Origin of the sequence: Streptomyces sp. WMMB 322, from assembly GCF_900090145.1 — a bacterium.
Lineage (GTDB): Bacteria > Actinomycetota > Actinomycetes > Streptomycetales > Streptomycetaceae > Streptomyces.
Genome location: NZ_FMHI01000021.1, coordinates 41640 through 55731, shown reverse-complemented (window position 1 = coordinate 55731; position 14092 = coordinate 41640). Strand labels below are relative to the sequence as shown.

Below are 14092 nucleotides of genomic sequence, written 5' to 3'. Positions count from 1 at the left end.
CGGACGGCAACCGGCACGGGGAGCCGGACGTACGGCCGGACGGGTGGCGGCTGCCCGGGCCGTCCGCACGGCCGTGGGGCGGGTCCGGCGTGCCGCTGCACTGCGGTGCGGACGCGGGCGGCGAGCCGGCGGGACCGGGCCGCCGCGATGCCCGGGATTCACATACCCGTGTGGGCACTGCCCGGCCGAGGGGGGTGAACGGCCACCTGTGACCTTGGTCTTTCTTGCGCGCTCATGGCGGTTGTCCGGTTCGTCGCGCCCTGGCGACCATGCGCCTGCGAACAGCGCTGTGCGCCCGAACGTCACCAGAGGGAGAACTCCGTGACTGTCAAACGCTGGATGTACGACGTGCTGTACCGGGTCGGGGCACCCTGGGAAGGAGGCGTACGGGAGAACCTGGTGGAGCTGGTGAAGGAGAACCGGATCTCGCCCACCGAGCAGAAGCGCGTACTGGATCTGGGCTGCGGCGGCGGCACTTGCTCCGTGTACCTCGCCGAGCAGGGCTTCGAGGACGTGACGGGCGTGGACTTCACCCCCGTCGCCCTGCGCAAGGCTCGCAGGGCCGCCGCCGCAGCGGGAGTCACCGACCGCGTCCGCTTCGTCAAGGGGAACCTCACCCGGCCGTCCATACCGGGCGTCGAGGGCACCTACGATCTGCTGCTCGACTTCGGCACCCTCGACGATCTGACCGGGCAGGACCGGCTGGACATGGCCGCCAACTTCAAGCGGTTCTCACATCCCGGGTCGTTGGTCGTGCTGTGGTGCTTCTACACCGAGAGCGACGACAAGGAAGTGCCCAGGTTCGCCTTCCAGGGCGTCTCCCGGTTCCTCAGCGGGATACGTCCCGGTGAGGAACACGAGCTGTTCGGCGACGACTTCACCATCGAGCGTCTCCCGGAGCCGCCGCTCGACTCGAAGATGGCGTGCTTCCTCATGGTCCGCAAGTGACGTGACCTCGACGGCCCGAAACCGACCGGAGGCGTGACGCGCCTGCTGCGCAGACGGGCCGGCAATCCGGAACGGGAGGAACGCCGGGCCCCCGGCGCGCTCCGGAAACGGGAGGAGCGCCCGGGCCCCCGGCCGGGGCGCCGCCGGAGGGCACACGCGGCCGGTGGTCCGGTGCCGCCGGAGGCGCGGTAGGCAGGGTCAGAGGCGGGTGCGCAGCTCCCAGAGCTCGGGGAAGAAGCGCTCCTCCAGGGTCGAACGCAGATAGTGCACGCCGCTCGATCCGCCCGTGCCGGGCTTCGCACCGATGATCCGTTCCACCATGTGCACGTGCCGGGAACGCCACACGCTGAACTGCTCGTCGTGGTCCGTCAACGCCTCGGCGACGGAGAGCAGTTCGGAGCCGGGGATCTCCTCGCGCAGCAGCTCCAGCAGATCCGGGTCGCCCCGCCTTCGGCGCAGCGCACGGAAGGCGTCGCCCAGAGCAGGTTCCGCCAGGCGCCGCCTCAGCGACTCCCGGTCCGCCGGGCGCAGATCGCCGCGCCCCAGATGACGCTCGTCCTTGAGCCCGGAGAGGAACTCGATCTCCCGGAACTGCACGGACTGTATGCCGCTCGCCTCGTACAGGAACGGCCTGAGCTTGGCGAAGCTCCCCGGGCTGATGGTCTCCAGCACCTCTACCTGCTGGACCATCACCCGCTCGATGGTCGCCACCCGGCGCAGACAGTAGAGGACACGCGGCACGTCGTCGCCGAACATCCCGTCGCGGGCGCACTCCAGCTCGTCGAGGATCACCTTGAACCACAGCTCGTAGACCATGTGCGCGACGTAGAACAAATGCTCGTCGTGGAGCTTGCCGCGTCCGGGAGGGAGAGCGAGCAGCTCGTCAAGGCGGAGAAGGTCGCCGTAGCCGGGTTCTGCGTCGCCGGCACCTGAGGGCTGGTGCGCCACAGGGCAGCCGTTCACGCCCGCGGTCCCGGAACCGGCGCTCAAGCCGTTCATCGGCGCTCCTTAGCTCGCGATTTTCGCCTCGACTACGGGCTCCAGACTGGAAGTCGGCGGAACGCCGTACAAACCGCTTCCTGGGCGGCCGACCTACGTACCCGTATTGCCACCGCACCCGTGTGCGGCAGCCGCCGGGACGCCGGCCGCCCCGGCAGGAGGCCACTTCGGCCGCGGTGGCGCCTGCCGGCGCGGACACCCGGCGTGCCGCACGGAGCCCCGTCGGGGTGCCTGATCGGGCCGGGCGGGCGGGTACGGGCGGAGGGCCGCACCGGCGACTCCGTCAGCCCGCAGTCGGGGCTGTCCGACCGGGCCCCTCCCGGCAGTACGAAGGACCTCTCTGAACGAGGTGCGACGCATCCCGCCCGCCGCTGCATCCTCGCTGTGGCCAGACCTTCTCATCGCTTGGGGCCGACCATGCCGATCAGGACAATGCTCAACTCGAAGATCCACCGCGCCACGGTCACGGACGCGAACCTGCACTACGTGGGGTCGCTGACCGTCGATGCCGACCTGATGCGAGCAGCGGACCTGCTGCCCGGTGAGCTCGTGCACGTCGTGGACATCAACAACGGCGCCCGGCTGGAGACTTACGTCATCGAGGGCGAGCCGGGCTCCGGCGTCATCGGAATCAACGGAGCGGCCGCCAGGCTCGTCCACACCGGCGACCTGGTCATCATCATCAGCTACGCCCAGCTGACGGACAGCGAACTGGAAAAGCACCGGCCACAGGTGGTCTTCGTCGACGACCGCAACCGCCCGCTCGGGACGGGACACGATCCGGGCGACTCCCAGCCGGCGGAGCCCGCCCAGGACACGGTCCGACCCGTCTGAGCACCCGTACGGCGAGGCCGCACCCCGGCGCGGGACCGCGGCCCGAGGGCGGCCTCCGGCACGCCGCGCGAAGGAGCGCGGCGCCCGAAGCGGTGGTCGTTCCGCACACATCAGGAGGAGCCCGGGCATGACCACATCCCACAACAGCACCCCCTCGGAGCCCGCCGCGGACGGGGACGTCGCAGTCATCGGCATGGCCGGGCGGTTCCCCGGCGCGGCCGACGTGGCGAGCTTCTGGCAGAACCTGCGCAGTGGGACGGAGTCGGTCACCTTCTTCGGCGACGCCGAACTGCGGGAGAAAGGGGTCCCCGAGGAACTGGTCGGCGACCCGGCGTTCGTGAAGGCGGGCTCCGTGCTCGACGGTCCCGAACTCTTCGACGCCGCGTTCTTCGGTTACAACGCCCGTGATGCCGCGATGGTGGACCCGCAGCAGCGGCTGCTGCTGGAGACGGCACACGCCGCGCTGGAGGACGCCGGGTGCGTGCCCGCGCTCTTCCCCGGCTCCATCGCCGTGTACGCCGGGAGCAGCCTGTCGACGTACCTCATCTCCAATCTGCTCACCGCCGGGCCGGGGTTCGATGACATCGCCGACGTGACGGAACTCCTCACCACGAACGACAAGGACTATCTCGCCACCAGGATCAGCTACGGCCTCGGCCTCGACGGGCCCGCCGTGTCCGTGCAGACGGCGTGCTCGTCGTCGCTGGTCGCCGTGCACATGGCCGTGCAGGGACTGCTCGGGCACGAGTGCGACGTCGCCCTCGTGGGCGGGGCCTCGCTGCGGCTGCCCCAGGGGCGGGGCTACCTGCACCGCCAGGGGATGATCTTCTCCGCGGACGGCCACACCCGTTCCTTCGACGCCCGGTGCAGCGGCACCATGTTCGGCAGCGGCGTGGGTGCGGTCGTACTCAAGCGGCTGGTGGACGCCGTCGCCGACGGCGACCGGATCGACGCCGTGGTCAAGGGCTCCGCGGTCACCAACGACGGCTCCGCCAAGGTGGGTTACACCGCCCCCGGGGTCGACGGCCAGGCCCGCGCCATCGCCGGCGCCCTCGGCGTCGGCGAGGTCGAACCGGACACCGTCACCGCGCTCGAAGGGCACGGCACGGCGACACCGCTGGGCGACCCGATCGAAGTGACCGCCCTCAGCCGGGTGTTCAGCACCCGCACGGCCGCCTCCGCTTCCTGCGCGCTCAGTTCGGTGAAGTCCAACGTCGGGCACCTGGCGGAGGCCGCCGGCATCACCGGGTTCGTCAAAGCCGTGCTCCAGCTGCGGCACCGGCAGCTCGCCCCCAGCCTCAACTTCGACGAACCCAATCCCGAACTGCGCCTGGACGAGACGCGGTTCAGGGTCGTCACGGAGCTGGAGGACTGGCGGCCCGACGCGATGCCGCGGCGCATCGGTGTCAGCTCCTTCGGCATGGGCGGCACCAACGCCCACGTCGTGCTGGAGGAGGGGCCCGAGCCCGCGACGTCGGTGCCCTTCACCCGGGACCTGTTCCTGCTGCCGCTCTCGGCGCGCACCCCGGCCTCCCTCGAAGCGGCCACCGACGGCCTGGCCGCCGCCCTCGCCGGCACCGAGGACCTCTCGGACACCGCGACCACGCTCCAGCAGGGGCGGGCGGCCCACGGGCACCGCAGGCTCGTCGTGGCCGCGGGCGCCGCGGAGGCCCAGCAGGCCCTGGAGACGAGGGACTCCGCGTCGACCGCCACGTCAGCCGCGTCCCCCGAGCCGCGCATTGCCCTGATGTTCCCGGGCCAGGGAAGCCAGTACCCGGGCATGGCGCGGCTGCTGTACGAGCAGGAGCCCGTTTTCAGCGAGTGCGTGGACACCTGCGCCGACCTGCTCTTCGACGAACTCGGCCACGATCTGCGCGAGGTGATGCACCCGGCCGCCACCACCGATCCGGGGGCCGCGGCCGGGCTGCTGCGCCAGACGTCCCTCGCCCAGCCCGCGCTGTTCGTCGTCGGCTACGCACTCGCCGGGCTGCTGGAGAGCGTCGGCGTCCGCCCGGACGCCATGATCGGGCACAGCGTCGGCGAGATCGTCGCGGCCTGCCGTGCGGGGGTCTTCTCGCTGCCCGACGCGCTGCGGCTGGTGGCCGTACGAGGACGGCTGATGCAGGAGCTGCCGCCCGGCGGCATGCTCTCCGTCGCCCTGCCGGAAGAGGAGGTCCTCGAGCGGCTGCCCGAAGGGCTCTCTCTGGCGGCGGTCAACGCACCCGACGTGTGCGCGGTGTCCGGGCCCGGGGAGCAGCTTCGCTCCTTCGCCCGCCTTCTCGACGAACAGGGCACGCCTGTAAGGGAGTTGCACACCTCGCACGCCTTCCACTCGGCGATGGTCGAGCCGATGATGAGCCGCTTCGCGGACGAGCTGTCGTGCGTCGACTTCCACGAACCGTCCGTCCCCTACGTGGAGAACCGCACGGGCGACTGGATCACCCCTCAGCGGGCCACCGACCCCGACCACTGGGTCCACCACATCCGCGAACCGGTCCGCTTCAGCGACGGCGTACTCAAGCTCACCGAGTCCGGGCCCTGCGTGCTGCTGGAGGCCGGGCCCGGTGCCACGCTCAGCACCCTGGCCCGCTCGACGGTGCGTGCCCGCGGCTCGGTCACCGTTCCTCTGCTGCCGTCGGCCGGCGAGGAGCGGGACGACGTACGGCAGTTCATGCTGGGACTCGGCCGGGTGTGGACCGCGGGCGGCGACATCGACTGGAACCTTGTCCAGGGCGGCAGGGCCAGGCGCACGGGCCTGCCGACGTACCCGTTCGAGCGGCGCCGCTACTGGATCGATGCGGCTCCCGGCGTCCACGGCGCCAAGCCCGGTGGCTATGTGCTCCAGGCCGCCGATGAGGAGCAGGAGAGCGGCGGTGGCGGCGAGCCCGCGCCCCTGGGCGCTTTCGACCCCCGGCCGGCCCTGACCACGGAGTACGCCGAGCCGCGAGACGACCGTGACCGCAGGCTCGTGACGATCTGGCAGGAGCTGCTGGGCGTCGCGCCCGTCGGCGTCCACGACAACTACATGGAACTCGGCGGCCATTCGCTGCTGGCGGCGCGCATGGTCGAACGCGTCAAGGCCGACCTCGGCACCGGCGTGAAGCTCGGCGACCTGCTGGCCGAGCCCACCGTGGCAGGGCTGGCGGCACTCCTCGAAGAGAGCGGAGTGGGCGCGGGGGAGCCCCGCACCTCGGGCGCGACGAGCGGCGGGGCCGTCGGCACCGGGCCGGAGCGCGGCGACGGAGAACTCCCCGTGGCGCAGCCCGATCCGGAGCGCCTCCACGAGCCGTTCCCCCTCTCGGAGATGCAGCAGGCCCAGTGGATCGGGCGCCAGGACAGCTTCGAGGGCGGCAACGTCGCAGCACACGTCTACTGGGAGGTCGAACTCGGCGCCGACGTCGACGTCGCGCGGCTCGAGGAGGCCTGGCAGCGGGTCGTCGAGCGGCACCACATGCTGCGCGCCGTGATCGGTGACGACGGCCGCCAGCGCATACTCGACGACACCGGGCCCTACCGCTTCGGACTGCTCGACCTGCGGGACGCCTCCGCCGAGGAGGGCGAACGGCGGCTCGCCGAGCTGCGCGAGAAGCACTCCCGCGAGGTGCGGCCGGCCGACGAGTGGCCCCTGTTCGACGTGCGCATCACGCTGCTTCCCCAGGGCCGCGCCCGGCTGCACTTCAGCTTCGACCTGCTGATCGCCGACATCGGCAGCATCCGGCTGCTGGTGCGGGACTGGCGCAGGTACTACCAGGGCCGCGACGACGAGATCCGGCCGCTGCGCATCTCCTACCGCGACTACGTGCTCGCTTCCGAGGAGCTGCGCGGCACCGCGCTCTACGAGCGCTCACTGGCGTACTGGCGCGAACGCGTGACCGAGCTGCCGCCCGGCCCGGACCTTCCGCTGGCGCTCAGCCCCGGCTCCCTGAAGGACCCCGAATTCACCGCGCGGAACGCCCAGTTGGGGACCGAGCAGTGGAACGCCTTCAAGGAGCGCGCGGCGGCGGCCGGCGTCACGCCGTCCGCCGCGCTGCTCACCGCCTACGCGGCGGCGCTTGGCACCTGGTCGCGGTCCGCGTCGTTCACGCTGAACGTCACCGTCATCAACCGTCTGCAGGTGCATGAGGACGTGCGCGACCTCGTCGGCGAGTTCGCGTCGTTCGACCTGCTGCCCGTGGACCTGTCGCGGGCGGAGAGCTTCGGCTCACTAGCCTCGGCCGTGCAGCGGCAGAGTTGGGCCGACCTGGAACACCGCTATCTCAACGGGGTGGACATCCTCCGCGAGATGGCCCGCATGCGCGGCGGCACCAGCGGATCGGTGATGCCCGTCGTCTTCACCAGCACCCTCGTGCAGGAGAACGAGGCCGAGGACGCCTCCATGTTCGGCTGGCTCGGCCGCATGGAGCACGAGATCGCCCAGACGCCGCAGGTGTGGCTCGACTTCGCCGTGATGGAGAACGCCGAGGGCGTGCAGCTGAGTTGGCACTGGGTCCGGCAGCTCTTCCCCGAGGGCGTGATCGAGGAGGTCTTCGACGCCTTCCAGCGGCTGGTGACGGACCTGGCGGCCTCGGACGAGACGTGGCACAGCACCGTGCGCTGCCCGCCGCCCCCGGCGCAGCGCCAGATCACCGAGGGCGTCAACGCCACCGAGGGCCCGCTCCACGAGGACTTCCTCTACGCGCCCTTGATGGCCAGGGCGGCGGAGCACCCCGACCGTGTCGCGGTCGTCTCCGCCTCCGGCGCGGAGTTGACGTACGGACGGCTGCGGGCGCACGCCTGCGTGCTGGCGCACCGGCTGCGCGGCCTGGGCGCCGGTCCCGGGCGGCTGATCGCCGTGGCCGTGGAGAAGGGCTGCGAGCAGATCGTCGCGGCGCTCGCCGTGCAGCTCGCGGGCGCGGCCTATCTGCCGGTCGACCCCGCGCTGCCCGCCGAACGCCAGGACCATCTGTGCGAACGCGGCGAGGTGCGGCTCGTCCTCGTGCCCGAGGGCGGCTCCGGGCACACCTGGGCCGAGGGCATCCGCGAGGTCGAGGTCGGCCTGGGCGCGGACCCGGACGGGCCGGGCGCCGACGGCACGCCGCCCGAGCCGGTGCAGTCGCCGGGCGACCTGGCCTACACCATCTTCACCTCGGGCTCCACCGGCGAGCCCAAGGGCGTCATGCTCTCCCACCGGGCTGCGCTGAACACGCTGACGGACATCAACGAGCGCTTCTGCGTCGGGCCCGGCGACGCCGTGCTGGGCCTCTCCTCGCTCAGCTTCGACCTGTCCGTGTACGACGTCTTCGGCGTCCTGGGCGCGGGCGGCAGGCTCGTCCTTCCCCTGCCGGGCACGAGCCGCGACCCGGGCCACTGGGACGAGCTGGTGCGGCGGCACGGGGTCACGTTGTGGAACAGCGTTCCCGCGCTGCTGCGCATGTACGTCGAACACCTCGCCGGGCAGAACGGCGCCGGCGGCGACGGTGACGGCGGCGGTGCCCGGGCCGGCCTGGACGCCGGGCCCGGCAACCCGCTCCGGCTCGCGCTGATGTCGGGCGACTGGATTCCCGTGGAACTCCCCGCGCAGCTACGGGAGTTGATTCCGCAGGTGGAGCCGGTCAGCCTGGGCGGCGCCACCGAGGCCGCCGTGTGGTCCATCTGGCACCCGATCGACCCGGAGGCCGACGGCGCCCGCGACTCCGTCCCGTACGGCACGCCGCTGCGCAACCAGACCTTCCACGTACTCAACGACCGCATGGAGACCTGCCCGGTCTGGGTCACCGGCGAGCTGTACATCGGCGGCGCCGGACTGGCGGAGGGCTACTGGCGGGACGAGGAGCGCACGCGGGCGTCGCTCGTCACCTGGCCGGAGACGGGAGAACGGCTCTACCGCACCGGTGACCTGGGGCGCCGGCTGCCGGACGGGACGCTGGAGTTCCTGGGGCGCGAGGACTTCCAGGTCAAGATCGGCGGCTTCCGCATCGAACTCGGCGAGATCGAGGCCGCGTTGGCGCGCCACGACGGTGTTCGCGCCGCCGTGGCGGCCGCCCCCGGGGACCGGCACAACCGGCGGCTCGTGGCGTACGTGGTGCCGGACGCCGCGGAGCCGGCGCGCACGCCCGAGTGGGACGAGGCGTTCCTCGGCGAGGTGCGGGCCCTGGCGGAAGAGGTGCTGCCCAGCTACATGGTGCCGACCGTCTTCCTCGTGCTGGACCGGCTGCCGCTGAGCGCGAACGGCAAGGTGGACCGCGGGGCCCTGCCCGACCCCGCACGCGCCGGGGGAGGCTCGGTGGCCGCCCAGGGCCCTGTCGCGGCGCGGCTGGTGGAGATCGTCGCGGAGGTCGTCGGGGTGTCCGGGATCGGGCCCCGCGACAACTTCTTCTCGGTGGGCGGAAATTCGATCATGGGCATCCAGATCGTCTCCCGCGCCAACGCGGAGGGCCTGGAGTTCACCGCGGCCGACCTCTTCCGGCACGAGACGCTCGAAGAACTCGCCGCAGAACTGGAGTCGCGCGGCGCCACCGTCGCCGGTGCGGCCTCCACGGAGCCCCTGACGCGGCGCCAGCGGCAGCTCGTCGAGTGGGCGGCCCCCGGGCTGCCCGCAGGAGTGCACCGCGCGGAGCTGCGGGTCGGCCCCGAAGTGGAGTCCGCCTGGCTGGAATCGGCCCTCGCCGCCGTGACGCAACGCCACACGGCACTGCACACACGGCTGGCCGAAGCGGACGGCGGCTGGCGGGCCGTGCGCACGGCTGCGGAGGCCGACGAGCCGGCGGTGCCCGACATCGATCTGACCGCGCTGCCCGAGGGCCGCCGCGAGCGTGCCTTCACCAGCATGGTCGAGGAGATGGGCGGCGAACTGTGCCCGCAGTACGGGCCCGTGGCGAAGGCGGCACTCTTCCGGCTCGGCGAGTCCGAGCAGCGCATGGTGTGGCTCGTCCACGAACTCTGCGTCGACGGCGGCTCCTGGCGGGCGCTCCTCGGTGACCTCCACGTCGCCGTCGAGGCGGCCGCGAACGGGAAGGAGCCGGCGCTGCCGGTCCAGGACCCGCTGCGGGTACGGGCGTTGACGGCGCTGGCGGGCGCGGAGGAGAACGCGGCAGGCGCACCCGGCGCAGACACGACGGAGGATGCAGGCGGGACGCAGGACGCAGGGGGGCCGGACGGATCCCCGCTGCCCGCCCCGCCTCCCGTGGTGGAACTCGACGAGGGCGACACCCGGCACTCCCTCCAGGCACAGCTCACCGAGGAGGAGACGGCGGAGCTGCTGAGGAGCACCTCGGCCACGTACCGGCTCACGCCCTCCGAGACGGTCGCGGCGGCCTTCGCACTGGCCGTCTCCGCGGCCGGCGGCCCGCCCCTGCTGCGCTACGACCTGGAGTACGAACTGCGCGGCAGCGAAGAGGCCGGTGCGGGCGCGGAGTTCACGGCGGGAAGCTTCAACTCCCATGTGACGCTGATGTTCCGTGCGGGCGGCGACGGTACCGCCGCCGGGACCGGCACCGCCGGCAGCGACGACGTCGGTACCCTGCTCCGTTCCGTCAAGGAGCAGTGCCGCACCGGGACGTTGGGCGACGGCGAACCCTCGCCCCCCTCGCCGCAACCCGCGCAGGTGCTGGTCCGCCACCTGGGCGAGCTGGACCTCCCGGCCGGCGCCCATCTGCTGCCCGCGGGACCACCCGCGCTGGACGGAGCGGGCCACCCCGTCACCCTCAGCACCCACGTGGCGCAGGACAGGCTGCTGGCGACGCTCACCTGCCGCGCCGGCGAACCGTCCGGCGCACGGCTGGCCGCCGTCCTCGACGCGCTGCCCGCCGCTTTCCGGCGGATCACCGAGCACTGCCGCGACACCGGGCGAGCAGTGATCAGCCCCGGGGACTTCCCCCTCGCCGGACTGGACCAGAACACCCTCGACACGTTCCTCGGCGCGCTCGCCGGGAACGGCGAACCCTCCGGGACCTCCCCGTCCCAGCCCGGCCCGACCGCACCTGCCGAGGAGGCCCTGTGAAGCCCGAAAACCTCCAGGACGTCTACGAGTTGACGCCCATACAGGAAGGGATGCTCTTCCACAGCCTGTTCGCCCCCGAGTCCGGCGTGTACCTGGAACAGCTCTCCTTCACCCTCAGCGGGCGCATGGAGCGGGCGGCCTTCCGGCAGGCGTGGCAGGACGTCGCCGCGCGCCACCCGATCCTGCGCACCGGCTTCCACTGGGAGGAGGTCGGCAAGTCCCTGCAGGCCGTGCACCGCCGCGTGGACGTACCCGTGGAGGAGCACGACTGGCGGGAGGTGGCCCCCGCCGAACGCGAGGAACACTACGAGGCGTTCCGCGCCCGGCAGCGGGGGGCCGGTTTCGATCTGCGCAGGCCCCCGCTGATGAAGCTCGCCCTGATCCGCTTCGAGGACGACCTGTACCGCTTCTTCTGGAGCTTCCCCCATCTGGTCATGGACGGCTGGTCGTTCGGCCTCGTACTCCAGGAGTTCGCCGCGCTGTACGCGGCCCGCTGCCGCAAGGAGCCCGCCGGTCTGGCGCCCGCCCGCTCCTACCGGGACTACGTGGCGTGGTGGAAGCAGCAGGACATGGCGGGGGCGGAGGAGTTCTGGCGCCGTGAACTGGCCGGGTACGTGCCGCCGCCCGCGCTGGAGATCGGCCCGCCGGACCCCGAGCCCGAGGGCCCCACGCACGGCTTCGTCCCCGACCGCTCCCTGGGCTCACTCGTACGGGACCTCGACGACCTCGCCCGGGACAACCGGCTGACGCTCAACACCCTCGTCCAGGGTGCCTGGCTGATGCTGCTGAGCCGCTACACCGGCCGCGACGACGTCGTCAGCGGCGCCACCTCCACGCACCGGCCGACCGGCCTGCCCGGCGCGGAGACCATCGTCGGCCCGATGATCACGACCACGCCCGTGCGGGCCCGCATCGACCCCGCCGAGCCGCTGCTGCCGTGGCTGCACCGCCTCCAGGACTCGATGACGGCCGCACGCGAACACGCCGACGTGCCGCTGCATCTCTTCCCCCGGTGGGCCGGACTGCCCGGCGGGCAGCCGCTGTTCGAGACCGACCTCGCCTTCGAGAACACCCCGCCGCCCGAAATGGCCCTGCACGGACTGGAGATCACCGGCTTCTCCTACGACGGCCGGCCCCACTACCCGCTGACCATGGTCGTCTTCCCCCAGGAGGAACTGCCGCCCCGGCTGGTGCACGACCGGCGCCGCTTCCCCGGGCCCGTGGCGGAGACGCTGCTGACCCACTTCAACCACCTGCTGGGCGGCATGGCCGCGGCGCCGGGCGGGGCGCTCGGCGAGATCGAGCCCTACACCCCCGAGGAACGCGTCAGGCTGCTGGACGGCGGCCACCGGCCGCAGCCCGTCGAGGAGGACTCCGCGTCCTGCCTCCACGACATCTTCAGCCGCCAGGCCGCCCGCACACCGGACGCCGTGGCCCTCGTCAGCGGCACCGACACCCTCACCTACCGGGAGCTGGAGGAGCGCGCGAACCAACTCGCCCATCACCTGCGCGACTTGGGCGCCAAGCCGGAGGAGCGGGTCGGCCTGTGCCTGGATCGCACCGCCGACATGGTCGTCGGCGTTCTCGGGGTGCTCAAGAGCGGAGCGGCCTACGTACCGCTCGACCTGGGCCAGCCGCAGGAGCGCATGGCCTACGTGCTCGCCGATGCGGGTGCCTCGCTGCTCGTCACGCACGGCGCCGCCGCCGACCGCGCTCCCCGCTTCGAGGGCCGCACCGTGAACCTGGACGAGGACGCGCACGCCATCCGGGCCCGCGAGACGTCGGCGCCGCCCGCGGGCACCGGCCCGTCGGCCCTGGCGTACGTCATCTACACCTCGGGCTCCACGGGCCGCCCGAAGGGCGTGGAGCTGCCGCACTCCAACGTCGTGCGCCTCGTACGCGGCGCGCAGCAGCTCATGGACCTCGACGCCGGGGACGTGTGGAGCCTGTGCCACTCCTACGCCTTCGACGTGTCGGTCTACGAGATGTGGGGCGCCTTCGCGGCAGGCGCACGCCTCGTCGTCGTTCCGCACGAGACGGTGCGCGCCCCCGACGCGCTGCACGCCCTGCTCGCCGAGGAGGGAGTGACGGTCTTCAGCCAGACACCGTCGGCGTTCCGCCCGTACATGCAGCACGCGATCGACAGCGAGGAGAAGCAACCGCCCCTGAAGTACGTGCTGTTCGCGGGCGAGTACCTGGATGTGCCGGCGCTGGCCCCCTGGTTCGGCCACTTCGGCGACGACGAGCCGCAGCTGGTCAACCTGTACGGCATCACCGAGGTCACCGTGCACGCCACGTTCCACCGCGTGACGCGGCAGGAGGCCGGCTCGGGCGTGCGGAGCAACATCGGGCGCCCGCTGCCCGACCTGAGCATCCGCCTCCTCGATCCGCATCTGCGGCCGGTGCCGCAGGGGGTACCGGGAGAGATGTACGTCTCGGGACCGGGCGTCGCCCGCGGCTACCGCAATCTGCCGGAACTGACCGAAGAGCGGTTCCTGCCGGACCCGTTCGCGGGCGGCGGCGAGCGGATGTACCGGTCCGGCGACCTCGCCCGGCTGCTCGGCAACGGCGAGCTGGAGGTGCTGGGCAGGGTCGACGACCAGGTCAAGGTGCGCGGCTTCCGCGTCGAGCCGGGTGAGATCGCCCAGGCGCTGAAGGCGCACGAGGCGGTGACGGACGTCCTCGTCGTGCCGCGCGAGGACCGGCACGGGGACGTACGGCTCGTCGCCTACGCCGTCGTACCGGAGGTGGAGGCCCAGGAGGACGAAGCCCGCGAGGCGCTGGCCGCCGAACTGATCGAGCTGGCCCGCGCGGAAGTGCCCGGGTACATGGTGCCCTCGTCCGCCGTGCTCCTCGACGCGCTGCCGCTGACGGCCAACGGCAAGGTCGACAGGCGGGCCCTCCCCGCGCCCGGCACCGGCCGCACGGCAGCGGCGGGAGAGTACGTGGCACCCCGCGACGAGCTGGAGCAGCGGATCGCCGACGTGTGGGCGGAGCTGCTCGGCGTCGACCGGGTCGGCGCCCACGACGACTTCTTCGAACTCGGCGGCCACTCCCTGCTGGCCACACGCGTGACCGGCAGGCTCAAGGCCGCCCTGCACAGGGACGTACGAGTGCGGACCCTCTTCGAACGGCCGGTGCTGGCCGCCTTCGCGAAAGAGCTGAAGGAGACGGCGGAACCGTCCGGGGGCGCACCGGCCGGCTCCGGGGGACCGGAGCTGGTGGCGGCCGACCGCACGTCACGTCCGCGGCGCAGGAGCGGCGGCAGCACCGGCGGAGACACCGGCAGCACCGGCGGTGCCGCCGACTCCGGGAACAGCAAGGAGAGCTGAC

Annotated in this window: 5 protein-coding genes; 4 read left to right on the top strand and 1 reads right to left on the bottom strand. The window is 72.4% G+C overall.

What is annotated here, in order from left to right; translation table 11 throughout:
* The first annotated feature begins 321 nt into the window (after positions 1–321).
* Positions 322–948, top strand: a complete 627-nt coding sequence (locus tag H180DRAFT_RS25660) for a class I SAM-dependent methyltransferase (protein WP_175437828.1) — start codon at positions 322–324, stop codon at positions 946–948.
* A 198-nt stretch (positions 949–1146) separates the two neighbouring features.
* Here the strand turns inward: H180DRAFT_RS25660 and H180DRAFT_RS25655 are convergent, their stop codons facing one another.
* A complete protein-coding gene (locus H180DRAFT_RS25655; protein WP_055488530.1) occupies positions 1147–1947 on the bottom strand; it encodes a tryptophan 2,3-dioxygenase in 801 nt (266 codons plus the stop codon).
* A 417-nt stretch (positions 1948–2364) separates the two neighbouring features.
* Between H180DRAFT_RS25655 and panD the strand changes: the two genes are divergently transcribed.
* The 3 genes from panD to H180DRAFT_RS25640 all read left to right on the top strand — a co-directional run bounded on the left by panD (position 2365) and on the right by H180DRAFT_RS25640 (position 14091).
* A complete protein-coding gene (gene panD / locus H180DRAFT_RS25650; RefSeq protein WP_055488529.1) occupies positions 2365–2781 on the top strand; it encodes an aspartate 1-decarboxylase in 417 nt (138 codons plus the stop codon).
* 127 nt (positions 2782–2908) lie between these two features.
* The gene (locus tag H180DRAFT_RS25645) at positions 2909–10759 is read left to right on the top strand and encodes a hybrid non-ribosomal peptide synthetase/type I polyketide synthase (RefSeq protein WP_055488528.1); all 7851 of its coding nucleotides are present in this window, start codon (positions 2909–2911) and stop codon (positions 10757–10759) included.
* Positions 10756–14091 (top strand): non-ribosomal peptide synthetase, encoded by a 3336-nt coding sequence (locus H180DRAFT_RS25640; RefSeq protein ID WP_055488527.1) that lies wholly within the window; start codon positions 10756–10758, stop codon positions 14089–14091. Before H180DRAFT_RS25645 ends, H180DRAFT_RS25640 begins: the two co-directional genes overlap by 4 nt.
* Position 14092 lies beyond the last annotated feature (1 nt).

Coding starts and splice junctions, on each gene's coding strand:
- H180DRAFT_RS25655 (WP_055488530.1), bottom strand. CDS start 1,947: ATGAACGGCTTGAGCGCCGGTTCCGGGACCGCGGGCGTGAACGGCTGC.
- panD (WP_055488529.1), top strand. CDS start 2,365: ATGCCGATCAGGACAATGCTCAACTCGAAGATCCACCGCGCCACGGTC.
- H180DRAFT_RS25645 (WP_055488528.1), top strand. CDS start 2,909: ATGACCACATCCCACAACAGCACCCCCTCGGAGCCCGCCGCGGACGGG.